Annotated in this window: 21 protein-coding genes and 1 riboswitch; of the genes, 13 read left to right on the top strand and 8 right to left on the bottom strand. The window is 71.3% G+C overall.

Annotation, left to right across the window (positions count from 1 at the left end; all coding sequences use genetic code 11):
* Window positions 1-19: 19 nt before the first annotated feature.
* Window positions 20-169, top strand: a riboswitch (cobalamin riboswitch).
* Between the two features lie 92 nt (window positions 170-261).
* From ACFY0X_RS07490 to ACFY0X_RS07460, 7 genes are all read left to right on the top strand, one after another.
* Window positions 262-1,341 (top strand): FecCD family ABC transporter permease, encoded by a 1,080-nt coding sequence (locus ACFY0X_RS07490; RefSeq protein ID WP_387750166.1) that lies wholly within the window; start codon window positions 262-264, stop codon window positions 1,339-1,341.
* A complete protein-coding gene (locus tag ACFY0X_RS07485) occupies window positions 1,338-2,162 on the top strand; it encodes an ABC transporter ATP-binding protein (RefSeq protein ID WP_387750163.1) in 825 nt (274 codons plus the stop codon). Before ACFY0X_RS07490 ends, ACFY0X_RS07485 begins: the two co-directional genes overlap by 4 nt.
* Window positions 2,163-2,184: 22 nt before the next feature.
* A complete protein-coding gene (locus tag ACFY0X_RS07480) occupies window positions 2,185-3,177 on the top strand; it encodes an ABC transporter substrate-binding protein (RefSeq protein WP_387750160.1) in 993 nt (330 codons plus the stop codon).
* 88 nt (window positions 3,178-3,265) lie between these two features.
* Complete coding sequence (locus tag ACFY0X_RS07475; protein WP_387750157.1) at window positions 3,266-3,649, top strand: nuclear transport factor 2 family protein; 384 nt, start codon at window positions 3,266-3,268, stop codon at window positions 3,647-3,649.
* A gap of 10 nt (window positions 3,650-3,659) precedes the next feature.
* On the top strand, window positions 3,660-4,136 hold the full coding sequence (locus ACFY0X_RS07470) for a GNAT family N-acetyltransferase (protein WP_387750154.1): 477 nt from the start codon (window positions 3,660-3,662) through the stop codon (window positions 4,134-4,136).
* Between the two features lie 188 nt (window positions 4,137-4,324).
* Window positions 4,325-4,735: an anti-sigma regulatory factor gene (locus tag ACFY0X_RS07465; RefSeq protein WP_387750151.1), complete on the top strand. Its 411-nt coding sequence runs from the start codon at window positions 4,325-4,327 to the stop codon at window positions 4,733-4,735.
* 179 nt (window positions 4,736-4,914) lie between these two features.
* The gene (locus tag ACFY0X_RS07460) at window positions 4,915-5,958 is read left to right on the top strand and encodes an RNA polymerase sigma factor SigF (protein WP_387750149.1); all 1,044 of its coding nucleotides are present in this window, start codon (window positions 4,915-4,917) and stop codon (window positions 5,956-5,958) included.
* Window positions 5,959-6,180: 222 nt separating this feature from the next.
* On the opposite strand, the gene ACFY0X_RS07455 is transcribed toward ACFY0X_RS07460, so the two are convergent.
* Entirely contained in the window at window positions 6,181-6,609 is a 429-nt protein-coding gene (locus tag ACFY0X_RS07455) for a hypothetical protein (RefSeq protein WP_387750146.1), read from the bottom strand.
* Between the two features lie 50 nt (window positions 6,610-6,659).
* Here ACFY0X_RS07455 and ACFY0X_RS07450 point away from each other — a divergent pair, with 50 nt between their 5' ends.
* Both ACFY0X_RS07450 and ACFY0X_RS07445 read left to right on the top strand, forming a co-directional pair.
* The gene (locus ACFY0X_RS07450; protein WP_387750143.1) at window positions 6,660-7,631 is read left to right on the top strand and encodes a diacylglycerol/lipid kinase family protein; all 972 of its coding nucleotides are present in this window, start codon (window positions 6,660-6,662) and stop codon (window positions 7,629-7,631) included.
* Window positions 7,632-8,000: 369 nt separating this feature from the next.
* Window positions 8,001-8,252, top strand: coding sequence for a WhiB family transcriptional regulator (locus ACFY0X_RS07445; RefSeq protein WP_014138019.1), 252 nt, complete (start codon window positions 8,001-8,003; stop codon window positions 8,250-8,252).
* 438 nt (window positions 8,253-8,690) lie between these two features.
* Here the strand turns inward: ACFY0X_RS07445 and ACFY0X_RS07440 are convergent, their stop codons facing one another.
* The 7 genes from ACFY0X_RS07440 to ACFY0X_RS07410 form a co-directional block, all read right to left on the bottom strand.
* Entirely contained in the window at window positions 8,691-10,211 is a 1,521-nt protein-coding gene (locus ACFY0X_RS07440; RefSeq protein ID WP_387750140.1) for a sensor histidine kinase, read from the bottom strand.
* Between the two features lie 534 nt (window positions 10,212-10,745).
* Window positions 10,746-11,798 carry an SIS domain-containing protein gene (locus ACFY0X_RS07435; protein ID WP_387750137.1) on the bottom strand — a complete coding sequence of 351 codons (1,053 nt, stop codon included), beginning with the start codon at window positions 11,796-11,798 and terminating at the stop codon, window positions 10,746-10,748.
* A 277-nt stretch (window positions 11,799-12,075) separates the two neighbouring features.
* On the bottom strand, window positions 12,076-13,371 hold the full coding sequence (locus ACFY0X_RS07430; RefSeq protein WP_387750595.1) for an extracellular solute-binding protein: 1,296 nt from the start codon (window positions 13,369-13,371) through the stop codon (window positions 12,076-12,078).
* A 437-nt stretch (window positions 13,372-13,808) separates the two neighbouring features.
* Window positions 13,809-15,362 (bottom strand): glycoside hydrolase family 3 protein, encoded by a 1,554-nt coding sequence (locus ACFY0X_RS07425; RefSeq protein WP_387750134.1) that lies wholly within the window; start codon window positions 15,360-15,362, stop codon window positions 13,809-13,811.
* A gap of 6 nt (window positions 15,363-15,368) precedes the next feature.
* The gene (locus tag ACFY0X_RS07420) at window positions 15,369-16,196 is read right to left on the bottom strand and encodes a carbohydrate ABC transporter permease (protein WP_387750130.1); all 828 of its coding nucleotides are present in this window, start codon (window positions 16,194-16,196) and stop codon (window positions 15,369-15,371) included.
* Complete coding sequence (locus ACFY0X_RS07415; protein ID WP_387750127.1) at window positions 16,193-17,221, bottom strand: carbohydrate ABC transporter permease; 1,029 nt, start codon at window positions 17,219-17,221, stop codon at window positions 16,193-16,195. Before ACFY0X_RS07415 ends, ACFY0X_RS07420 begins: the two co-directional genes overlap by 4 nt.
* A gap of 89 nt (window positions 17,222-17,310) precedes the next feature.
* Entirely contained in the window at window positions 17,311-18,600 is a 1,290-nt protein-coding gene (locus ACFY0X_RS07410) for an extracellular solute-binding protein (protein ID WP_387750124.1), read from the bottom strand.
* 337 nt (window positions 18,601-18,937) lie between these two features.
* On the opposite strand from ACFY0X_RS07410, the gene ACFY0X_RS07405 reads away from it, so the two are divergent.
* The 4 genes from ACFY0X_RS07405 (at window position 18,938) to ACFY0X_RS07390 (ending at window position 23,096) form a co-directional block, all read left to right on the top strand.
* Window positions 18,938-19,729 carry a GntR family transcriptional regulator gene (locus ACFY0X_RS07405; protein ID WP_387750122.1) on the top strand — a complete coding sequence of 264 codons (792 nt, stop codon included), beginning with the start codon at window positions 18,938-18,940 and terminating at the stop codon, window positions 19,727-19,729.
* Window positions 19,730-20,171: 442 nt separating this feature from the next.
* Window positions 20,172-20,435 (top strand): DUF3311 domain-containing protein, encoded by a 264-nt coding sequence (locus ACFY0X_RS07400; RefSeq protein WP_387750119.1) that lies wholly within the window; start codon window positions 20,172-20,174, stop codon window positions 20,433-20,435.
* Window positions 20,432-22,042, top strand: a complete 1,611-nt coding sequence (mctP, locus tag ACFY0X_RS07395; RefSeq protein ID WP_387750117.1) for a monocarboxylate uptake permease MctP — start codon at window positions 20,432-20,434, stop codon at window positions 22,040-22,042. Before ACFY0X_RS07400 ends, mctP begins: the two co-directional genes overlap by 4 nt.
* Window positions 22,043-22,196: 154 nt before the next feature.
* On the top strand, window positions 22,197-23,096 hold the full coding sequence (locus ACFY0X_RS07390) for a histidine phosphatase family protein (RefSeq protein ID WP_387750114.1): 900 nt from the start codon (window positions 22,197-22,199) through the stop codon (window positions 23,094-23,096).
* The last annotated feature ends 14 nt before the right edge of the window (window positions 23,097-23,110 follow it).

Raw genomic sequence — 23,110 nt, 5'->3', positions numbered from 1 at the left:
GGCCCACCCCCGGTAAGGGTTGCCTGCCCTGAGTGGCTGTTATGCTGCCAGGGCGTCCGAGGGGGAAGTCCGGTGTGAATCCGGCGCTGACCCGCAACGGTGAGCGCGGCCCGTACCAGCCCGTACGACCGCGCCAGCCCGATCGCCCTCGGCCGCTGACCTCCCGACAACTCGCCGCGGACTGCGAGGGGAACGGCGCCCCGGCACACCTGCGGCCCGCGCCCGCCCCGGCGCACCCGCGGCCCGAGGCAAGGCGTCCCCGTGAACCGCGCACCCGCAGACCGTGCAGCCGGCCCGCCCGCCCGGCGCACACCCGTCGCCCCGCTCGCCGCCGGGCTCGCCGTCGCGCTGCTGCTCTCGCTGGTCTGCGGAGTCGCGCTGGGCTCCTCCGGACTCGGCCTGCCCCGGGTGCTGCGACTGCTGGGCGCCGGGCTGACGGGCGGTCGGCTGGACGCGGGCGAGGCGGCCGCGTACGCGATCGTCTGGGAGATCCGGCTGCCGCGCACCGTGCTGGCCGCCGTCGTCGGCGCCGGGCTGGCCGCCTGCGGGGTCGCCGTCCAGGCGCTGGTGCGCAACGCGCTGGCCGACCCCTTCGTGCTCGGCGTCTCCTCCGGCGCGGCCGTCGGCGCCAACGCCGTCCTGCTGTTCGGGGCCTTCGCCTCGCTCGGGGTGTGGGCCGTCTCCGCGTCCGCCTTCGGCTCCGCCCTGGCCGCCATGACGCTGGTCTACCTCGCCGCCCGCACCGCGTACGGGCTCACCCCGCTGCGCCTGGTGCTCACCGGCACCGCCCTGTCCTACGGCTTCTCGGCCACCACCACCCTGATGGTCTTCGCCGCCGACCGCGGCGAAGCCGCCCGGGACGCCATGATGTGGCTGCTCGGCAGCCTCGGCGGCGCCACCTGGGGCAAGGTGCCGATCGCCGCCGCCACGGTGCTGGCCGGCCTCGCCTACCTGACCGGCGCCGCCGGGCGGCTGGACGCGCTCGCGATGGGCGACGAGACCTCCGCCTCGCTCGGCGTGGACCCGGACCGGCTGCGCCGCGAGCTGTTCGTGGTGACCGCCGCCGTCACCGGCACCGTGGTCGCCGTCAGCGGGGCGATCGGCTTCGTCGGGCTGCTGATGCCGCACCTGTCGCGGATGCTGGTCGGCGCCGGGCACCGCCGGGTGCTGGTGGTCGCGCCGCTCGCCGGGGCGCTGCTGCTGGTCTGGGTGGACATCGCCTCGCGCACCCTGCTGGCGCCCGCCGAACTGCCCGTCGGGGTGTTCACCGCGGTCCTCGGCGTGCCCGCCTTCCTGGTGATGATGCGCCGCCGCGGCCAGGCCTTCGGAGGCAACCGGTGACCGACGTGATCGAGGCGGCGGCCGGGACCGGGCCGACGCGGGCCCAGGACCTCGCCGTCGACGCCGTCTCGGTGGAACTGGCCGGCACCCGGCTGGTCCACGAGGTGAGCCTGGCGGCCGCCGCCGGGCAGGTGGTCGGCCTGATCGGCCCGAACGGCAGCGGCAAGTCGACCCTGCTGCGCTGCGTCTACCGGGTGCTGGAGCCGACCGGCGGCGTGGTCCGGCTGGCCGGGGACGACCTGCACGCCCTCACCGCCCGGGAGAGCGCCCGCCGGGTGGCCGCGCTGACCCAGGAGCACTCCGCCGAGTTCGACTTCACCGTCGCCGAGGTGGTCGCCATGGGCCGGCTGCCGCACCGCCGCGGCTTCGGCGGCCCGGCCGCGGGGGACGCGGAGCGCTGCGCCGAGGCGCTGCGCAAGGTGCGCGCCGGACACCTCGTCGACCGGGGCTTCCTGAGCCTGTCCGGGGGCGAGAAGCAGCGGGTGCTGTTCGCCCGCGCGCTGGTCCAGGAGCCGCGCCTGCTGGTGCTGGACGAACCCACCAACCACCTCGACATCGCCCACCAGTTGGAGGTGCTGGCCCTCGCCCGCGAGGCCGGGCCGACGGTGCTCACCGCACTGCACGACCTCAACCTCGCGGCGGGCCACTGCGACCTGCTGTACGTGCTGCGGGCCGGCCGGATCGTCGCCTCCGGCCCGCCCCACGAGGTGCTCCGACCCGCCCTGCTGGCCGAGGTGTTCGGCGTCCGGGCCACCCCGGTGCGGCACCCCGGGACCGGCGCCCTCCAGCTGCTGTTCGACCGCCTCGACCACTCCGCCTGATCCGTCCCCCGGAGGAACCACCGTGCGCACCAAGGCCGTTGCCGTCACCACCCTGCTCGCCCTCGGACTCGCCGGCTGCGGCGCCGAGATCGCCCCGAAGGAGGCCGCCACCGCCTCCGCCCACTACCCGGTGACGGTGCGGAACTGCGGAGACGAGCTCACCTTCGACCGCAAGCCCGCCCGGGCGGTGACCAACGACGTCGGCATCACCGAGCTGATGCTCTCGCTCGGCCTCGCCGACCGGATGGCCGGCTACGTGATGCCCGACGACAAGGGGAGGATCGACCAGGTCGCCTGGAAGGACGGCTACCAGCGGACGAAGTGGCTCTCCAAGCAGCAGATCACCAAGGAGATCGCGCTGGACGCCGAGGCCGACCTGGTCTTCGCCGGCTGGCACTACGGCTTCGACGAGGGCCGGGGCGTCACCCCGCAGGCCTTCCGGACGCTGGGCATCGACTCGTACGTCCTCAGCGAGTCCTGCCGCAGCGGCAAGGGCACCGAACGCGGCGTGATGGACCCGCTGGAGGCGCTCTACACCGACCTGGCCAACCTCGGCGAGATCTTCGACGTCAGGGACCGCGCCGACCGGCTGGTCGCCGACTTCAAGGCGCAGATCGCCGCCGTCCCCCGGCCCGAGCGCCGCCCGTCCGTCTTCCTGTACGACAGCGGGCAGGACAAGCCGTACACCGCCGGGAAGTTCGCCGCCGCGAACGAGATCATCGCCAAGGCGGGCGGGACCAACGTGATGGGCGACCTCACCGACAGCTGGGTCACGGCCGGCTGGGAGAGCGTGGTGCAGCGCGACCCGGAGGTGATCGTGATCAACGACTACGGCGACACCGGCGCCGAGGAGAAGCGGCGGTTCCTCACGTCCTTCCCGCCGCTGGCGAACGTGGCCGCGATCAGGAACGACCGGATCTTCGTGATGGACTATGTGGACCTGGTGGAGAGCCCGCGCAACCCGGCCGCGATCAGCTCGCTGGCCGGCTACCTGCGCACCGTACCGGCCCGCTGACCGGCCCGGATCCCGCTCCCCCGGGCACGGACCTCCGGGCGTACGCTCAAGGTACGAGCCGACGGAACCCGACCGGAGGAGCGAGACCATGACCACCACGGCGACCCCCGCCGCCTTCGACACCCGTGCACTGCGCGAGGGCATCGAGCGCTGCGACGCCGAGGTCCTCCTGGCGCTCTACGCCGAGGACGCCGAACTGCGCGTGGTCGATCGCAAGACCCAGCCCAGCCATCCCCTGGTGATGCACGGGCGGGAGGAGATCGGCGCCATGCTGGACGACGTCTACGGCCGCGAGATGACCCACAAACTGGAACAGGTGGTGGTCCAGGGCGACCACGTCGCGTTCCTGGAGTCCTGCCGCTACCCGGACGGCGTCCGGGTGCTGATGTCCTCGATGGCCGGTCTGCGGGACGGCCGGATCGTCGACCAGACCTCCGTCCAGGCCTGGGACGAGACCGGTCCCGAGCAGTAGGCTCACAGGCATGATCCGCACCGCCGTCGCCACCGACGTCCCCGTCGTCCACGCCATGATCCGCGAACTCGCGGACTACGAGCAGGCCCTGCACGAGGCGAAGGCCACCGAGGAGCAGCTGCACGAGGCCCTGTTCGGCGCGGAGCCGGCCGTGTTCGGGCTGATCGCCGAGGACGACGCCACCGGCGAACCGGTCGGCTTCGCGCTCTGGTTCCGCAACTTCTCGACCTGGCGCGGCACCCACGGGATCTACCTGGAGGACCTGTACGTCCGCCCCCAGGCGCGCGGCGGCGGCCACGGCAAGGCGCTGCTGCTGGAACTCGCCCGGATCGCCGTCGAGCGCGGCTACTCCCGGGTCGAGTGGTCGGTCCTGGACTGGAACCAGCCCTCGATCGACTTCTACAAGTCGATCGGCGCGGTGCCGATGGACGAGTGGACGGTGTACCGGCTCACCGACGAGGCCCTGGCCGCCGCCGGACGGCGCTGAACGGCCCTGCGCAGTCCGGAGAAAGGGTCTGCCACCCTGCGTCGCAATGCCTTACCATGAGTAACTCCCGAACCGGGGTGCGGAAGGCAGAACGATGGCGGATCCGCGACGCCGGACCCCCTCCAGGGGTAGCAAGCGGTAACAAGCGGGGTACCAAGAAAGTACAGCGCGTCACCCAGGAGGCAAGGGTGTCCCAGATCGACGGCGATCTCGGTGTTCAGGACTTCGTGGAGGTCCGGCTGCCCGCAGCGGGGGCCTACCTCTCCGTCCTGCGAACAGCGACGGCCGGGCTGGCCGCCCGGTTGGACTTCACGCTCGACGAGATCGAGGATCTGCGGATCGCGGTCGACGAGGCCTGCGCCATCCTGCTCCAGCAGGCGGTGCCGGGCTCCGTGCTGTCCTGCGAGTTCCGGCTGGTCGGCGACTCGTTGAAGGTCACCGTCTCCGCCCCGACCACCGACGGCAAGGCCCCCGAGCGGGACACCTTCGCCTGGACGGTGCTCTCCGCCCTGGCCGGCGAGGTCGACTCCTCGGTCGGTGAGGACAAGACCGTGTCGATCAGCCTGCACAAGAAGCGCGGCGGCTCCTCCGCCCACTAGCCGGGCCGGACCGCACCACCGAGCAGCACCGAGCAGCACCCGCGCAAGGGCCGTCCGCCGCTCCCCGCCCCGGGGCCCGACGGACGGTTCCCGGTACCGCCACCCACGCGGTACGACCAACGAGACGATTCCGGGGCCAGCCGGCCCCGGTGCTCCCGGAACGGAACGGGGGAATGGCCGTGAGTGATCTGGACCGTACCGGCCTCGCGACGGCGGGACCTGCCGTACCGACCCAGGCGAGCGTTCCCGGCCTCGCCGCCAACGACGAAGCGCACCCGAAGGACGCCCAGCGGATGAGCCACCCCACCGAGCCGACGTCCGAGCCGACGCCTGCCGCCGCGCCCCCGCCGGACCCGGTGGACCCGGCGGCCCCGGCGGCCGGGACGGAGGCGCCGGCCGAGACGGACGCGGCGGCCGAGACCGAGCTGCACGGCGCCGTGCCCGCCCAGGGCTCGCCGCGCACCGGCGCCCCGGACCGGGAGGCCGCCCGCGCGCTGTTCGTCCGGCTGTCCGCACTGCCCGAGGGCTCCCCGGAGCGGGTCGAGCTGCGCAACCAGCTGGTGCGGATGCACATCCCGCTGGTCGAGCACCTGGCCCGGCGCTTCCGCAACCGGGGCGAGCCGCTGGACGACCTGACCCAGGTCGCCACCATCGGCCTGATCAAGTCGGTGGACCGCTTCGACCACGAGCGCGGGGTCGAGTTCTCCACCTACGCGACGCCGACCATCGTCGGCGAGATCAAGCGGCACTTCCGTGACAAGGGCTGGGCGGTGCGCGTCCCGCGCCGGCTCCAGGAGCTGCGGCTGTCGCTCACCACGGCGACCAGCGAGCTCTCCCAGCGGCACGGCCGCTCCCCCACGGTGCACGAGCTGGCCGAGCACCTGGGGATCTCCGAGGAGGACGTCCTGGAGGGCCTGGAGTCCGCCAACGCGTACTCCACGCTGTCCCTGGACGTGCCGGACAGCGACGACGAGTCGCCGGCCGTCGCGGACACCCTGGGCGCGACCGACGAGGCGCTGGAGGGCGTCGAGTACCGCGAGTCGCTCAAGCCGCTGCTGGCCCAACTGCCGCCCCGGGAGCAGAAGATCCTGGTGCTGCGGTTCTTCCGGAACATGACCCAGTCGCAGATCGCCGCCGAGGTGGGGATCTCCCAGATGCACGTGTCCCGGCTGCTCGCCCGGACGCTGGCCCAGCTGCGGGAGAAGCTCCTGGTGGAGGAGTAGGGCGTGTCTGACAATTCGCGTTGGATCAGCGCGCGGCGTTGGGGTGCGTGCATCGCAAGGCGGAGGAGGGAGCCACTGCGGAGCATTGGCGACCGACGACAACGCGGCGAGGTGCGTGCCCCGGCGTCGCGAGCCCGACTGGAATTGTCAGACACGCCCTAGGACTGACGGCCGCTCAGCTCCGGCGGGGCGGCCGCACGACCGGCCGGCGGCCCTGCGCGCTCAGCTCTCCTGCTGGGCGTACAGGGCCGCCGTCGACTTCGGGTTCAGCAGGCAGCCGATGCCTACCAGGCCGAGCACGCCGACCAGGACGCCGACCGCGACCATCGCGCCGCCGCTCTGGAACATGTAGTAGGCGACCGGCAGGCAGATCGAGTTGGTCAGCACCGCCGGGCTGCGGCCCCAGCGGCGCTCCTTGAGCAGTGCGAGGGCGGCGAGCACCGGCAGCACGCCGAGCAGCACGATGACCGCGCCGCCGAACTCGTTCAGGGCCAGCTGCTTGGCCTGGCCGGACAGCGCGGACACCATGTCCCAGACGCCGACGACGGCCAGGGCCGCGCCCTCCAGGGCCGTGATGGCGGCGCCCAGGGTCAGGGAGGCCGGACGGCCGGAGCCGGCCGAGGGTGCGGGTGCGGAGGTTTCTGCGGTCACTCCAGCAGGGTAGCCGCCGGTCGGTCCGTACCGACCCGTAGGCTTTCCCCATGCGCGCTCTCCTGGTCGTGAACCACAAGGCCACCACCACCAGTGGCCGGACCAGGGACGTGCTGATCCACGCCCTGCGCAGCGATCTCAAGCTGGAGGTCGCCGAGACCCAGTACCGGGGGCACGCACGCGACCTGGCCCGCGAGGCGGCGGAGGACGGCACGGTCGACCTGGTGGTGGCGCTGGGCGGGGACGGCACGGTCAACGAGGTGGTGAACGGGCTGCTGGCGCACGGCCCGGGCGAGAAGGTCCCGCGACTGGCCGTGGTGCCGGGCGGTTCGACCAACGTGTTCGCCCGCGCGCTGGGCCTGCCCAACGACCCGGTGGAGGCCACCGGCGCCCTGCTGGACGCCCTGGAGCACGGCCGGGAGCGGCCGATCGGGCTGGGCAAGGCGATGACCGAGGGGCTGCCGGACCGCTGGTTCACCTTCACCGCCGGCCTCGGCTTCGACGCCGGCGTGGTCGGCCGGGTCGAGGAGCAGCGCAGGGCCGGGCGCAAGTCCACCCACGCCCTGTACGTCGGCCAGGCGCTCCGGCACTACTTCACCCAGCGTGAGCAGCGCCGTTCCGGCCCGGTCTCCCTGGAGCTGCCGGGCCACGAGCGGGTTCCGGGCCTGGTCCTGTCGATAGTCAGCAACACCTCGCCCTGGACCTTCCTCGGCAACCGCCCGGTCTACCCCTCACCGCTCGCCTCCTTCGACACGGACCTGGACGTCTTCGGCATCACCCGGATGACGGCGTTCGGCACGGCTCGAACGGTCCGTCAGATCCTGCGGTCGTACACGCCTTCGAGCGACGGCACCCCTCCGGCCGGCCCCTCCGGGAAGCACGTCGTCTCCTATCACGACGTCAGACACTTCACCTTGGTTTCGGAGGAAGCGGCGCCGTTCCAGGTCGACGGGGACCATCTTGGAGACAGGAGTCGCGTCAGTTTCACAGGCGTACGGCGGGCACTGCGTGTGATTGTGTGACCGGAAGGGGGGTTCCTCCTTCTTCTCGAACGCACAAGCCCCCTTCACTCCATAGAAGTACTGGCTGTGAGCTAGGCGACACCGAAGAATCCAAAATTCCTCCCCGAAGGGGGTTGTATCCGAGCCCGAGGTTTGCGAACCTCTACATGGCGATCGGGACACATCGCAGCGACGGCGACTCCGGAACCACAGGGGCACCGACCGCGGGGCGTCCCTCGAATCGCCGAATCCCCCTCAGCACAGACCACCCGGGCCCGACGGGCCTTTGGTCTCTTTTGCTGTTGCGGGATTCGTGAAAGCGTTCACATTCACAAGCCATTCGATTATGCCGATCGGGCCACCCCCCGCGGCAGGAGGAGTTGGACGACCATGGACTGGCGCCACCGCGCTGTCTGCCGCGAAGAGGACCCGGAGCTGTTCTTCCCGATCGGGAACACCGGTCCTGCTCTGCTGCAGATCGAGGAAGCCAAGGCCGTGTGCCGCCGCTGTCCGGTGATGGAGCAGTGCCTCCAGTGGGCGCTCGAGACCGGTCAGGACGCCGGCGTCTGGGGCGGCATGAGCGAGGACGAGCGTCGCGCGATGAAGCGCCGCGCCGCCCGCAACCGCGCCCGCACCGCCTGATCGCGTCGCGATCACACGCCGTAGCACCCGCAGTAACCGCCGTACCGATCGACACATGATCAAAGGCTTCCCTGCTCCTCCTGGTGAAGCCTTCCGCACCAAGGACCTCGCCCAGCCGGGTCCCGCGACACCGACCCGCCCCAGGCACTTGATACTGTTCACTTAGAGCAATATTGTGGAGCTGTGGCGCTCACCGTGTGCAACGCAACGGCGGGGTGTCGCACCACCCAGAGCCCCCGTTCCGGCCGACTCCCCCCGACGGCCGGAACGGGTTGAGAGGCCCTGTCGACCCACCCCCCCCCGGTCGACAGGGCCTCGTTTCTGTTTCCGCAGCCGGCGCGCGGAGCACGCACCCGGCGCTTCCAGCGGGCGCACGCCCCCACCGCGCCTTCGTGCGACGGGTTCCCCGACGGACCGGGGCCTCAGCGGACCGGATTCTCAGCGGACCGGGATCTCCAGGACCACCTTCGTTCCGCCGTCGGGGCCCGCCACCATGTCGAAGGTGCCGCCCAGCTCACCGGTGGCCAGCGTCCGGACGATCTGCAGCCCGAGGTTGCCCGCCGTCTTCGGGTCGAACCCCTCCGGCATGCCGCGGCCGTCGTCCTGCACCGTGATCAGCAGGTACTCCTCCGGCCGGGCGCCGCCGTTCCAGCTGTCCGACCAGCCCATCCCGGTCGCCGGGGCGCGCCCGCGCAGCGCGCTGACCTCCAGGTTCCCGGAGGCGGTCGGACCGAACGCGTGCTCCAGGGCGTTCTGGAGCAGTTCGGTCAGCACCATCGACAGCGGGGTGGCCACCTCGGCGGACAGGATGCCGAAGCTGCCGGTGCGGCGGGTCGCCACCCGGCCGTCCTGGGACAGCTCCATCACCATCGCCAGCACCCGGTCGGCGATCTCGTCGAAGGCCACCTGCTCGTCCAGCGCCTGGGAGAGCGTCTCGTGCACGATCGCGATCGAGCCGACCCGGCGCACCGCCTCGTCCAGCGCCGCCCGCCCGGACTCCGAGTCCATCCGGCGGGACTGCAGCCGCAGCAGGGCCGCGACGGTCTGCAGGTTGTTCTTCACCCGGTGGTGGATCTCCCGGATGGTGGCGTCCTTGGTCATCAGCTCGCGGTCGCGGCGGCGCAGCTCGGTGACGTCCCGGCAGAGCACCAGCGAACCGGTCAGGGTGCCCTTGGGCTTGAGCGGGATCGCCCGCAGGGTCACCACTCCCCCCTGCGCCTCCACCTCGGTCTGCCGGGGCGCCCAGCCGCTCGCCAGCTTCACCAGCGCCTCGTGGACGGCCGAGCGGGACGGCGGGGCGAGGTCGGCGGTGGCCCGGCCGAGGTGGCTGCCGACCAGGTCGGTGGTGAGGCCGAGACGGTGGTACGCGGAGAGCGCGTTGGGGCTGGCGTAGGTGACTATGCCGTCCGCGTCCAGCCGGATCAGGCCGTCGCCGACCCGGGGCGCGGCGTCCATGTCGGCCTGCTCGACGCCGGGGAAGGGGAAGGAGCCGGCCGCGATCATCTGGGCCAGGTCGGAGGCGCTCTGGAGGTAGGTGAGCTCCAGCCGGCTCGGGGTGCGCACGGTCAGCAGGTTGGTGTTGCGGGCGATCACGCCCAGCACCTTGCCCTCGCGCCGGACCGGGATCGACTCGACCCGGACCGGGACCTCCTCGCGCCACTCCGGATCGCCCTCGCGCACGATCCGGCCCTCGTCGAAGGCGGCGTCCAGCAGCGGGCGGCGGCCGCGCGGGACGAGGTGGCCGACCATGTCGTCCTGGTACGAGGTGGGCCCGGTGTTGGGCCGCATCTGCGCCACCGAGACGTAGCGGATGCCGTCCCAGGTGGGGATCCACAGCACCAGGTCGGCGAAGGAGAGGTCGGAGAGCAGCTGCCACTCCGCGACCAGGTGGTGGAGCCATTCCACGTCGGCCCCGGTCAGGGTGGTGTGGCGGCGGACGAGTTCGTTCAGCGAGGGCACATGGCGAGGGTAGCGCCGCCGGTCCGGGCGGGGCGCGGCGGACCGGCGGGCGAACCGGCGGGCGGGCCCCGCGGGGGTCTGCCCTTGGGGCCGGTGGGGGCGCCGGCGGGAGGGCGCCGGCCCTGCCCGCCCCGCCGGAGTTGTTTAGACCAATTTGCCGAGAGGCCTGGACAACCGAGATTGGTCTAGTCCACAATGGAAGGGCACCAAGGAGAGGCCCCCGCGCAACTGCCCTGACCGAGCGCGGCCCCTCCTCGGTCGGACGCCGCCGAACGAGGACCCCGCACAGTTCTCGATCGGAGCCGGTGCCCGACGACAGCTCCGGGCTGCGGTGCCGCATGGGTTGAGGGTCCCGTGTCGGCGCCGTGGCCCGTAGTGTTTCCGGCCTCCTCCGGCCCGCCGGCGGCGCCCTCCCGCACCGCTCCGCCCCTCCCCGGCCTCCTCAAGGCCCCCGGAACCACGTCTCCGCCGCTCAGAGAACCGGCCCCCGGTCCACAGCCTGTGGACCGGGGGCCGGCTCGCGCGCGGGGCGGGTTACCGCGTCTCGGTGACCTTGGCCAGCGCGCGCGGGGCGTCCGGGTCCTGGCCGCGGGCGATGGTGACCTCGTGGGCCAGCAGCTGCAGCGGCAGGATCTCCAGGATCGGCTGCAGCTCCTCGGGCACGCCGGCCGGCAGCGCGAACCCCGCCGAGGCGGCCTCGACCTGCGCCTGCTGGCCGACCACCACCAGGTCCGCGCCGCGCCCGCGCAGGCGGTCCAGCACCGGCTGGAGGGCCTCGCCGCCCTTGCCGTCCGGGACGATCGCGATGACCGGCGAGACGTTGTCCACCATCGCCAGCGGGCCGTGCAGCAGGTCGGCGCCGGAGAACGGGGTGGCCGGGATGTAGGTGGTCTCCATCAGCTTGAGCGCCGCCTCGCGGGCGGTCGGGTAGCCGTAGCCGCGCGAGGTGATGACCAGGCGCTGGGCGAAGCGGTAGCGCTCGGCGAGCGCCTTCACCTCGGCCTTGCGGGCCAGCACCCCGGCGGCCAGCCCCGGCAGCTCCTCGGCGGCCGAGCCGTCTCCCCCGCGCAGCCCCTCGACCAGCAGGTAGAGCGCCAGCAGCTCGGCGGTGTAGGTCTTGGTGGCCGGCAGCGCCTTCTCCGCGCCGGCCAGCACGTCGATGTGGAACTCGGAGACCTCGGCGAGCGGCGAGGCGGCGTTGTTGGTCACCGCGAGGGTGATGGCACCGGCCTCGCGGGCGGCCTTGGTGGAGGCGACCAGGTCGGGCGAGCCGCCGGACTGGCTGACGGTGACGACCAGGACGTCGGTGAGGTCGGGCTTGGCGCCGTACGCGGTGGTGGTGGACATCGAGGTCAGGCCGGCCGGCTTGCCGAGCAGGATCTCGATCAGGTACTTGGCGTACAGCGCGGCGTTGTCGGACGTGCCGCGCGCGGTGAGCAGGACGAAGCGCGGGCCGCGGGCGGCGATCTGCGCGGCGACCTCGCGGATCTTCGGGGCACCCTCGTCGAGGATGCGCTGGAGGACGGCCGGCTGCTCGGCCATCTCCGCCGCCATGATCCGGCCGGGAACGGTCTGCGGGTCGGACATCTGGGTCTGCCTCCGATGGGACGGTTCGACCCCGCGCGGGCGGCTGCCCGGCGGGGACCTCCACGGCGGCGAGTCCGCACACTCGCTGCGGTTCTGCGTTCCGCAATCCTACGGGCGCGCCTGTCGCCGGGCACCTCCGTCCGCACGCCCTCGCGCTCGTCGGCGCGCCCTCACACCGCGCCCGTCGGCGCGCCCTCAGCGCATCCCCGGCCCCGCGCCCTCCGGTGCGCCCCTGCCGAGACGGGAGGGGCGCACCGGGACGGGCGGCGGCGGAAGGTCAGGACGCCTTGTTGATCAGCTGGTCGATCGCCGCGTCGGCCTCCTTGGTGGCCTGGTCCACCGACTTGCCCTTGAGGATCGAGACCAGCATGTCCGGGATGATCTTCTGCTTCTCGACCGCGCCCCAGCCCGGGGCCAGCGGGGTGAACCAGGCGTCCGGGACGGCGTTGGCCGCGGCGGCGGTGGTCGGCTTGTTCTTCAGCGGGTTCAGCTGGGTCAGGTTGTTCGGCAGGATGTCCTTGTCGGCCAGTGCCTGCTCGGACTTGGTACTGGTGAACATCCGGATCCAGTCGGTGGCCAGCGCCACCTGCTGGGACTTGGCGGTGACGGCGAGGTCGGAGCCGCCGATGAAGGTCGGCAGCGGCTTGCCGTCCGGGCCGGGCATGGTGGCCAGCTTGACGGCGTCCTTGATGCTCGGGTCCCCGGTGACCGGCGCGGTGACGCTGGCCGCCTCGTAGCCGTTGCCGTAGAAGGACGCGGCGCGCCCGCGGGCCATCGCCTCGAACTGGTTCTGCTCGTTCACCGCCAGGTCGCCCTTGTTGTACTTGCGCACCAGGTCGACGAAGTGGCTGACGCCCTGCTGGGACTTGGGGTCGTGCAGGGTGCCGTGCCAGTTGCCGGAGCTGTCGAACTTGGCGATGCTGCCGCCGTACGCGGCCACGTAGCTCATCGCGGCGTACCAGTACGGGCCGGGCAGGTAGAGCGGGGAGAAGGCCTTGTCCGCCTTGTTCTTGTCCGCGATCCTGTCCAGCGCGGCCAGCAGGTCGGCCTCGGTCTTCGGGAAGTCGGCGCTGCCGGTGGCCTGCTGGAAGGTCGCGGAGTTGTAGATGGCCACCCGGGAGCCGGCGTAGTAGGGCACGCACCAGAGCTTGTCCTGATAGGTGCAGGTGTTGGCGAGCGCCTTGATCCAGCTGTCGGAGTTGTCGAAGGTGCTGCGGTCCACCGGGGCCAGCGCGCCGGAGAGCACGTACTTCATGGTCTCGGTGTTGCCCAGCTCGACCACGTCGGGGGCGTTGCCCTCGGCGATGGCCCTGTCGAGCCTGCCCACCTTGTCGGCCCAACCCTGGTAGACCAGCTTGAGGCTGACGTTGGGGTACTTCGCCGCGAACTCGTCGTTGACCCGCTGGACGAGGTCCGGCCAGTTCTTCTGGGCGTCGTCCATCAGCCAGACGGTGACGGAGCCGCCGGCCGCCTTCCCGTCCGCGGAGCCGCCCGCGCCGTCGCCCGCGGGCTTCGCGGACGAGGAACAGGCCGTCAGACCGACCGCCAGGGCCATGGTCCCGAGCGTCGACATGAGCTGACGCTTCTTCACGCCATCCTCCGAGGGGTGTAGAGCCGTGTTGCCCGCCGGCAGCGTGATTGGCGCCCGCGGCGGAGAGTCCGGACAGGGGGCGGCGAAGAGCTTCAGGGAGGGCCGATACCACATCCGGCGAGGTTGAATCTCGAACCGGATGCTTGGACTCTGGCCTAGACCATAGGTGGTGTCAACGATCAAAAGCCTTACTCGGGGCGGCCGTTGCAGAGCTGTTGTACCGCGTGGCGGCCAGTCGTCGCACTGTCACCCTCAGTAGATCTTAAGGTGGATTTAAGGCCTACTTGAGGGAACACGGTCATCCCGTGAATCCGCAGGTCAACACCGGGGAAACGGAACGGGCCCGCCATGCGGCATGCGCATGACGGGCCCGCGGGCCGACGTCCGCCGGACACGGCCGGTGACGTCTCGGCGAAGGGTCAGCCGACCGCTCCCGGCTGTCCGGTGAGGACCTCCACGGCCGCCAGTCCGCAGACCCGGGCGGCGCCGTGGGTGGCGATGTGGAGCGCGCCGACCGGCTCGGACTGGGGCAGGCCCATCTCGACCACGGCGGCGTCCGGCCGGGCCGCCACCAGGCGGCTCAGCGCGGCCGACATCCACGCGTGCCGGTGGGCGTCCCGGACCACCAGTACCAGGCGGCGGCCCTCGGCGCCGGCCACCAGCTCGCCGACCAGGGCGTCCAGCAGCTCCGGCGCGGCCTCGGGCGCCGACACCTCGCGGGTGCGGGTGCCGGGGAAGCGGTCGGCCAGCATGCCGGCCACGCCCCAGGGGGTGACGTCGCCGACGGCGATGTTCGGCTCGTCCGAGAACGAGGCCACGTACGGGCGCTCGCTCACCGGCGGCACCACCAGGCCCGGCGCCCGGACCACCTTGAGCGCCCGGCGCGCGGCCCGCAGGCCGACTGCCAGGTCCGGCTCGATCCGCTCGCCCTGGGCCGCGATCCGGCCCCAGCTGCCCAGCGACCGGACCCGCGCGGCGGCGTCCGCCAGCCGCTCCTCGGCGAGCCGGCCGGAGCGCACGCCCGCCACGATGGCGTCGCGCAGCATCAGCACGGTCTCCTCGTCGGCGAGCCCGCCGCCGACGCAGATCGCGTCCGCGCCGGCCGCCAGGGCCAGCACGGTGCCCTCGCCCATCCCGAAGGTGTCGGCGATGGCCCCCATCTCGATCGCGTCGCTGACGATCAGGCCCTGGTAGCCGAGCCCGCCGTCGGCCGGGGCGGCGCGCAGCAGGTCGCGCAGCACGGTCGGGCTCAGGGTCGCCGGCAGCTTCGGGTCCAGCGCCGGGATCATGATGTGGGCGGTCATCACGGCCTTGGTGCCGGCCGCGATCGCCGCCTGGAACGGGATCAGGTCGCGGGCCCGCAGCACGTCCAGGTCGACGTCGATGACCGGCAGGCCGTGGTGCGAGTCCACCGCGGTGTCGCCGTGGCCGGGGAAGTGCTTGGAGCAGGCGGCCACGCCGGCCGACTGCAGGCCCTCCACCCAGGCGGCGGTGTGCCGGGCGCACAGCTCGGGGTCGGCGCCGAAGGAGCGGACCCCGATGACCGGGTTGCGCGGGTTGGAGTTGACGTCCGCGGTGGGCGCCCAGTTGTAGTTGACGCCGGCCGCGGCCAGCGCCCGGCCCAGCTCGCGGGCGACGTCCCGGGTCAGCGCCGGGTCGTCGATCGCGCCGAGCGCGAGGTTGCCGGGCCAGGACGAGCCGGAGCCCGCCTCCAGCCGGGTGACGTCGCCGCTCTCCTCGTCGATCGCGATCAGCAGGTCGGGGTTCTCGGCGCGCAGCGCCCGGGTGAGCGCGGACAGCTGGTCGAGGTCGACCACGTTGCGGTCGAACAGCGCGACCGAGCCGAGGCCCGCGGCGAGGTGGCGGCGCAGCCACTCCGGCGGCTCGGTGCCGACGAAGCCGGGCTGGAGGACGGTCAGGGCGTCGCGGTGCAGCTGGTCGCTGTCCGGCACGGTGGGAACGAGGATGCTCACGTGGACTCAGCCCTTCACGGCGCCGTCGGTCAGACCGCCGACCGCCTTGCGCTGGAGGAAGACGAACAGGATCAGCACGGGGATGGCGAACATCGTGGACGCGGCCATGGTGGCGCCCCAGTCGTTGCCGAAGGCCGTCTTGAAGGACGACAGCCACAGCGGCAGGGTCTTGCCCTCGTCCTTGTTGAGGATCAGGACGAGCGGGAACTCGTTCCACGCCGTGATGAAGCCGAACAGCGAGGTCGACATCAGGCCCGGGGCCAGCAGCGGGAAGATCACCTTCACGAAGGCCTGGGAGCGGGTGCAGCCGTCCACCATGGCCGACTCCTCCAACTCCTTCGGCACCGCGGCGATGAAGCTGCGCAGCGTCCAGATGGTGAAGGGCAGGACCATCATCATGTAGAAGAGGGTCAGCGGCACCAGGCTGTTCAGCATGTCGTTGTCGCGGGAGATGATGTAGACCGCGATGGTCATGACCTCCCAGGGCGCCATCTGGGCCATCATGATGACCAGCACGAAGGCCTTGCGGCCGCGGAACTTCATCCGGGCGACGGCGAAGGACGCCAGGGTCGCGATCACCAGCGACCCGAGCACCGCGCCGACGGTGACGGTGACGCTGTTGAGGACGTACGTCCAGAAGTTCGGCGCGTTGACCGCGGTGGAGAAGTGCTCGAAGGTCGCGTCGAGCGGGATGAACACCGGCGTCGGGCTGATGATGTCGCTGTTCTGCTTGAACGCGGTCGCGAACATCCAGTAGACGGGGAAGACGAAGAAGACGGCGAGGACGGCCGCGGTCACGTTCAGCCAGGTACGTCCGAAGAGAGAGCGCCTCACAGCTCGTCCTCCTGCTTGATCATGATGCGGAAGTAGTACGCCATCAGCACGCCCAGCATCAGGATGGTGAGCACCGCGATCGCGGAGCCGATGCCGTAGTGCTGGCCGGCCGAGCCCTCCAGGAAGGCGTGCACCGGGAGGGTCCGGGTCAGCTTCTCCGGACCGCCGGCGTTGACCGCGTAGACCTGGGTGAAGGCCTTGAACACCCAGATGACCTCGAGGAAGGTCGTGGCCAGGAAGAACGGCTTCAGGTTGGGGAAGATCACCGCGGTGAAGATCTTGACGGCGCCGGCGCCGTCCATCCGGGCCGCCTCGTAGAGCTCCTTCGGGATGGTGGTCAGACCGGCGTACATGTTGAACGCGACGAACGGGATCGACATCCAGACGATCAGCAGGATGATGATGAAGAACGTCGAGTACGGGTCGCTGAGCCAGTTGTAGTCGCGCATCGAGTGCCAACCCAGCTGGTCCAGGATCCAGTTGACGACACCCCACTGGGAGTCGAACAGCCAGGTGTAGACGGTGGTCGCGGCGACCACCGGCATGGCCCAGGCCAGCAGCAGCGCGATCTGGAGCACCAGCCGCATCTTCTTGCCGAGCTGGTTCAGCAGCAGGCCGATCAGGGTGCCGCCGATCATGATCAGCACCACGTTGATCGCGGTGAAGGCGACGGTCCGGCCGGTGACCGCCCAGAAGTCCGGGTCGGTCAGCTGTTCCTTGTAGTTGTCGAAGCCGGTCCACTCGGTCAGGTGCAGGACGAGCTGGCGCCTGTTGAGGTTCTGGAACGACAGCAGGACGGTCTTCAGCAGCGGCCAGCCGAGCAGGGCCAGGGTCGCCACGGTGGCCGGCAGCAGCAGCAGGTACGGCGCGAGGCGTGAGCCCAGGCTGGGGCCGCCCGCGGATCTCGCGCCCTTCGGCGCCGAAGCCTTCGAGCCGCCGCCCGGGGCGCTCGTCTCCCTACTGGCCACAGCAGCCTCCCCCGGCTCCGGGGACTGTGTCTGCACCCGCTCCGAATGCACAGCCATCGTTCTCACTTCCTCACAACCTGGCCACGACGGACAGGCGTCGCCCACCGGCCCCCCGCCGGGGGTCGGTGAGCGACGCCGCTCAGTGCTTACTGCTTCTGGTTGAGCTTCTTGGCGATCTCGTCGTCGTACTTCTTGGCCGTGGAGGCGAAGTCGCCGCCCTGGAGGGCAGCGGTCAGGAACTCCTTGATCGGGTTCGGGTTGTCCTCGACGCTCGCCCAGTTCGGGGTGTTCGGGGTGATCGCGCCGACCGCGGCGGCCGACTGGGCGGCCTTGGCGAAGTCGCCGGTGATCTGGCTGTTCAGCGAGGCCTTGTTCGGGATGTTGCCCGCCGCGGCGACGACGCCCTCGTTCTTGTCGTTGAGGGCGATCTTCAGGAAGTCCTTCGCCATGTCGGTGTTCTTGCTCTGCGAGGCGATCGCGAGGTTCGAGCCACCGAGGAACACGCCGGAGGGCTTGTCGGCGGTCTTGCCCGGGAGCGGGAAGAAGCCGATCTTGTCCTTCGGGATGGCCTTCTCGTCCGGGAGCTCCCAGCCGAGGCCGATCATGGTGCCGACGTTGCCCTGGCCGAAGACGTCCTTCTGCTGCGGGGTGGCCTCGTCCTTGTCCTTCGGACCGGTGGCCGAGTAGCCCTGGAGCTTCTTGTAGGTCTCGAAGGCCTTCTGGCTCTCGGGCGAGCCCAGGCCGCCGACCCACTTGTCGCCGTCCTTCTTGGCGATCTTGCCACCCTCGCTGGTGAGCAGACCGAAGTAGACGTACCACTCCTGGCCGGGCATGTAGATCGGGTCGACGACGCCCGGAGCGGTCTTCAGCTTCTCCAGGGCGGTGTAGAACTCGTCCAGGGTCTTCGGCGTGTCGGTCAGACCGGCCTTGGCCCACAGGTCCTTGTTGTAGGCGACCACGCGGTTGGTGACGTACCACGGGGCGGCGTACTGCTTGCCGTCCAGGATCGTGGACTCGTTCTGGTTGGCGGCCCAGGCCTCGCCGCCCAGCGCGGCCTTGTCCTTGGTGATGTCGAGCAGACCGCCCGAGGCGGCGTAGCCGGCGGTCTGGGTGTTGCCGACCTCCAGGACGTCGACCGAGCCCTCCGACAGCGCGGCGGTGACCTTGGCGCCGATGCCGCCCCACTCCTGGGTCGCGAACTCGACCTTCGAACCCGGGTAGGTGGTCTCGAACTCGGTCTTGACCCCGTCGGTCCAGCCCTTCGGGGCCGAGCCGCTCATGGTCCAGACCTTCAGCGTCTTGCCCTTGTACTTGTCGGCCGCGGAGGCGGAGGACGACTTCGAGTCACCCTCGCTCTTCTTGCCGTCCGAGCTGCAAGCCGCCAGGCCGACGACCATTGCTGCGACGCCGACCGCCGCGATGAGCTGACGCTTCACGCCATCCTCCTGAGGGATGCCTGGGTTGCCCCCGTCGGGCGGCAGCGGCAGACCCACACAAAGCGGGGGGAAAGGTGCCGCGGACCCCTTCGAACGGGTGGGGGGATTCATAGTTACCGGTCTAGTGGTGTAGACCAGCTGCCTGGAGCTTGGCCTAGACCAATGGGCCTGTCAACGGCTGTCCGACCGATCTCGACCACCCGTTATCAAGCCGACACCGCACATCGTTCATCGCGTGATGAGGTATTCGTTCCGTAGCCATACATGCAACGATGTGATCCGTTAACGATGTGGCGGGGTCGCTGAAGGCCCCGCGAGAAGCGGGAGAACAGGTCCGATGAGCAGCGACGGGGGATCCACCGCCCAGGTCGACGACCCCGAGGTGAACAACCTCCCGACGCAGGCCGGCACCGACCCGACCGCGCGCGTCCCCAAGTACTACGGCCTGAAGCGGCACCTGCTGCAGCTCACCGAGACCCAGCCGGCCGGCACCCCGGTACCGCCCGAGCGCGCCCTGGCCGCCCAGTTCGACACCTCGCGCACCACCGTGCGCCAGGCCCTCCAGGAGCTGGTCGTCGAGGGCCGGCTGGAGCGCATCCAGGGCAAGGGCACCTTCGTCGCCAAGCCCAAGGTCGCCCAGGCCCTCCAACTGACCTCCTACACCGAGGACATGCGGGCCCAGGGGCTGGAGCCCGCCTCCCGGCTGATCGAGATCGGCTACATCACCGCCGACGACCGGCTCGCCCCGCTGCTCGACATCAAGCCCGGCGGCCGGGTGCTGCGGATCGAGCGCCTGCGGCTGGCCAACGGCGACCCGATGGCGATCGAGGTCGCCCACCTGTCCGCCAAGCGCTTCCCGGCCCTGCGCCGCAACCTGGCCAAGCACAACTCGCTGTACGCGGCGCTGCGCGAGGTGTACGGGGTCACCGTGGCCGAGGCCGAGGAGACCATCGAGACCACCCTCGCCAACCCGCGCGAGGCCGGGCTGCTCGGCTCCGACCTCGGCCTGCCGATGCTCCAGCTCTCCCGGCACTCCTTCGACGCCGAGGGGGACCCGGTCGAGTGGGTCCGCTCGATCTACCGGGGCGACCGCTACAAGTTCATCACCCGGCTGAAGCGTCCGGAGTAGCCGCACTCCCCCACCGCACTTCGGGCACCGGCGCGCGCGACCTGCGCGCCGGTGCCCTTTCGCGTTCCACTCTCTGCGTTCCGCTTTCGGTGTTCTGCTCTCGGTGTTCTGCTCTCGGCGTTCTGCTCCGCGCACTGCTCCGCGTTCTGTTCGCGTTCCCACGACACCACGGCGGCGGCCTGCGGCGGCCACCCGTTTCCGGTCCCGCGGCGGTGGACACCGGCCGGTTCCGTCCGACTGGTGGGAACTTCCGTCAATCCCGGTGACATGGATCACCCCATGCTCTAGATTGCGCAGCCGTAATGATCTGACTGCCGATCACCGATGGTGCTGCTCGGCGGGTCCGTACGGCGCTCGGCGCCGGCCGGGCTGCGGCGCCGACGGGGAACCCTCCGGAGCGGAGCCGAAGATGCCCTCTGATCGACCCTTCGTCGAAGATGTCATGCCCGAGCCAGCCGGGGATCCCGTCCCGGCCGTGACGCCCGAGCGGGTGCTGGCCGCGCTCGCCCTGCTCGTGCCGATCGTCGCGATGCTCTGGGTGTCCTCGTACGACAAGAGCGACCCGGCGGTCGCCGGGATGCCGTTCTTCTACTGGTACCAGCTGCTCTGGGTGCCGGTGTCGGCCGTGTTCACGGTCGCCGCCTACCTGCTGATCACCCGGGACGAGAAGGCCCGCGCGGCGGCCCGGAAGGGCGGTGCCCGATGAAGGACGTCAACGTGCCGGCCCTCGTGGTCTTCGTGCTGTTCTTCGCCCTGGTCACGGTGATGGGCTTCCTCGCCTCGCGCTGGCGCCGCGCGGGCGACGCTGCGCACCTGGACGAGTGGGGCCTGGGCGGCCGCAGCTTCGGAACCTGGGTGACCTGGTTCCTGCTCGGCGGCGACCTCTACACCGCGTACACCTTCGTCGCCGTCCCGGCGGCCGTGTACGCGACCGGCGCGGCGGGCTTCTTCGCGGTGCCGTACACGATCATCGCCTACCCGCTGGTCTTCCTCTTCCTGCCCCGGCTCTGGTCGGTCTCCCGGGTGCACGGCTACGTGACCCCGGCCGACTTCGTGCGCGGCCGGTACGGCTCGCGGCCGCTGTCGCTGGTGGTCGCGCTCACCGGCATCCTGGCCACCATGCCGTACATCGCCCTGCAACTCGTCGGTATCCAGGCCGTCCTGGACGTGCTGGGGGTCGGCGGCGGGGAGAACGCCAACTGGTTCGTCAAGGACCTGCCGCTGTTCATCGCCTTCGGTGTGCTGGCCGCCTACACCTACTCCTCCGGCCTGCGCGCCCCGGCGCTGATCGCCTTCGTCAAGGACGCCCTGGTCTACATCGTGATCATCGTCGCGGTGATCTACATCCCGATCCGGCTCGGCGGCTACGGGCACATCTTCGACACGGCCGCGCAGCACTTCAAGGAGACCAAGGCCGGCTCGCTGACCATCCCCGAGAACAAGCAGTGGACGTACGCCACGCTCGCGCTCGGCTCGGCGATGGCGCTGTTCATGTACCCGCACTCGGTGACCGGCGTGCTGGCCTCCAAGTCCCGCAAGACCGTGCGCCGCAACATGGCGATCATGCCCGCCTACTCGCTGATGCTGGGCCTGCTGGCGCTGCTCGGCTTCATGGCGCTGGCGGCGGGCGTCGGCAAGGGCGTCAAGGGCTACAACGCCCAGCTGTCGGTGCCCCAGCTGTTCGCCGACATGTTCCCGGACTGGTTCACCGGCGTGGCCTTCGCCGCGATCGGCATCGGCGCCCTGGTGCCGGCCGCCATCATGTCCATCGCGGCGGCCAACCTGTTCACCCGCAACGTCTACAAGGACTGGCTCAAGCCCGCCGCCACCCCCGCCGACGAGACCAGGGTCGCCAAGCTGGTCTCGCTGCTGGTGAAGGTCGGCGCGCTGGTCTTCGTGCTGGGCATGGACAAGCAGGCCGCCATCAACCTCCAGCTGCTGGGCGGCCTGTGGATCCTGCAGACCTTCGTGGCGATCGTCGGCGGCCTGTTCACCCGCTGGTTCCACCACTGGGCGCTGTTCGCCGGCTGGGCGGCCGGCATGGTCTACGGCACCTGGGAGGCGTACGGGATCTCCAGCAAGGCCACCAAGCACTTCGGCGGCAACGCGGCCGAGATCCCCGGCATCGGCGAGATCGGCTACATCGGGGTGACCGCCTTCGCGCTCAACCTGATCGTCGCGGTGGCGCTCACCCTGGTGCTGCGGGCGGTCAAGGCGCCGGTGCTCCCGGACGAGACCAAGCCGTCCGACTACAGCGCCGAAGCCGGCGACGACGAGCTGAAGAACGCGCCGGAGCCCGTAGCGGCGCACTGATTCGCGCCGTACGCGCCCTGTGATCGCGCCGCCTTCTCCGTGAACACTGGAGAAGGCGGCGCGATCATATGTATGAACAGGCGTGCACGCCGGGCACCACCAGACCGGACCGGCATCCGGCCGGAACCTGATCGACCACGGGGAGCTCGCGGCCATGGCAGAACTCGGCACCACCCTCAACGGCCAGCACCAGTCCACCCAGAGCCAGCACCACCACGGCACCGCGCAGGGCCAGCCCGGCACCACCCAGGCCCAGCACCCCGGCGGCCCGGGGCAGCACGGCGCCAGCCACGCCCAGCACCCCGGCGGCCACGGCCAGCACGGCACCGCCCACCGCCCGGCGGCGGCCGGCCGGCTGCCGTCCGTGCTGATCGCCACCCGGCACGGGGAGTCCACCGCCAACGTCGAGTTCCAGCTGGCCGAGGCCGCCGGAGCGCTCAGTGTCCCGATCAGCTGCCGCGACGCCGACATCCCGCTGTCCCTGCACGGCCGCCGGCAGGCCCAGGCCCTCGGCCACTGGTGGGCCGGCCTGCCCAGCGCCGACCGCCCGCGCAGCGTCTGGTGCTCGCCGTACGTGCGCACCGCCGAGACCGCCCGCATCGCGCTCGCCCAGGCCGCCGGACTGGGCGCCGTCCCGGTCACCCTGCCCGTCCGGTACGACGAGCGGCTGCGCGACCGCGAGCTCGGCGTCCTGGAGATGCTGCCGAAGGCCGCGATCGAGGCCAAGCACCCCGAGGAGGCGGCCCGGCGGCGCAAGATGGGCGAGCTGTACTACCGCCCACCCGGCGGCGAGTCCTGGACCGACGTCGCCCTGCGGGTGCGCAGCCTGCTGCGCGACCTCTGCGAGGAGGAGGCCGGTCGGCCCGTCCTGCTGGTCGCCCACGACTGCACGGTGCTGATGCTCCGCTACGCGCTGGACCGGCTCACCGAGGAACAGCTCACCGCGCTCGGGCCGGTGCACAACTGCTCCACCAGCCTCTGGCGGGCCCAGGACGGGCGGCTGCGGCCGGACGGCTGGAACGGGGTCGGGCACCTGGCGGTCGAGGCGGACTGACCGCTCCCCGGGCT

It is taken from the genome of Kitasatospora sp. NPDC001547, from assembly GCF_042894165.1.
Classification (GTDB): Bacteria; Actinomycetota; Actinomycetes; order Streptomycetales; family Streptomycetaceae; genus Kitasatospora.
The sequence above is the reverse complement of the archived record's forward strand: the minus strand, read 5'-3'. Positions and strand labels throughout refer to the sequence as shown.

What these genes read in the sequence shown, in the direction of transcription:
- ACFY0X_RS07475 (WP_387750157.1), top strand. Translation starts at nt 3,266, where the DNA reads ATGACCACCACGGCGACCCCCGCCGCCTTCGACACCCGTGCACTGCGC.
- ACFY0X_RS07435 (WP_387750137.1), bottom strand. Translation starts at nt 11,798, where the DNA reads ATGTCCGACCCGCAGACCGTTCCCGGCCGGATCATGGCGGCGGAGATG.
- mctP (WP_387750117.1), top strand. Translation starts at nt 20,432, where the DNA reads ATGAAGGACGTCAACGTGCCGGCCCTCGTGGTCTTCGTGCTGTTCTTC.
- ACFY0X_RS07445 (WP_014138019.1), top strand. Translation starts at nt 8,001, where the DNA reads ATGGACTGGCGCCACCGCGCTGTCTGCCGCGAAGAGGACCCGGAGCTG.
- ACFY0X_RS07405 (WP_387750122.1), top strand. Translation starts at nt 18,938, where the DNA reads ATGAGCAGCGACGGGGGATCCACCGCCCAGGTCGACGACCCCGAGGTG.
- ACFY0X_RS07415 (WP_387750127.1), bottom strand. Translation starts at nt 17,221, where the DNA reads ATGGCTGTGCATTCGGAGCGGGTGCAGACACAGTCCCCGGAGCCGGGG.
- ACFY0X_RS07400 (WP_387750119.1), top strand. Translation starts at nt 20,172, where the DNA reads ATGCCCGAGCCAGCCGGGGATCCCGTCCCGGCCGTGACGCCCGAGCGG.
- ACFY0X_RS07450 (WP_387750143.1), top strand. Translation starts at nt 6,660, where the DNA reads ATGCGCGCTCTCCTGGTCGTGAACCACAAGGCCACCACCACCAGTGGC.
- ACFY0X_RS07390 (WP_387750114.1), top strand. Translation starts at nt 22,197, where the DNA reads ATGGCAGAACTCGGCACCACCCTCAACGGCCAGCACCAGTCCACCCAG.
- ACFY0X_RS07430 (WP_387750595.1), bottom strand. Translation starts at nt 13,371, where the DNA reads ATGTCGACGCTCGGGACCATGGCCCTGGCGGTCGGTCTGACGGCCTGT.
- ACFY0X_RS07470 (WP_387750154.1), top strand. Translation starts at nt 3,660, where the DNA reads ATGATCCGCACCGCCGTCGCCACCGACGTCCCCGTCGTCCACGCCATG.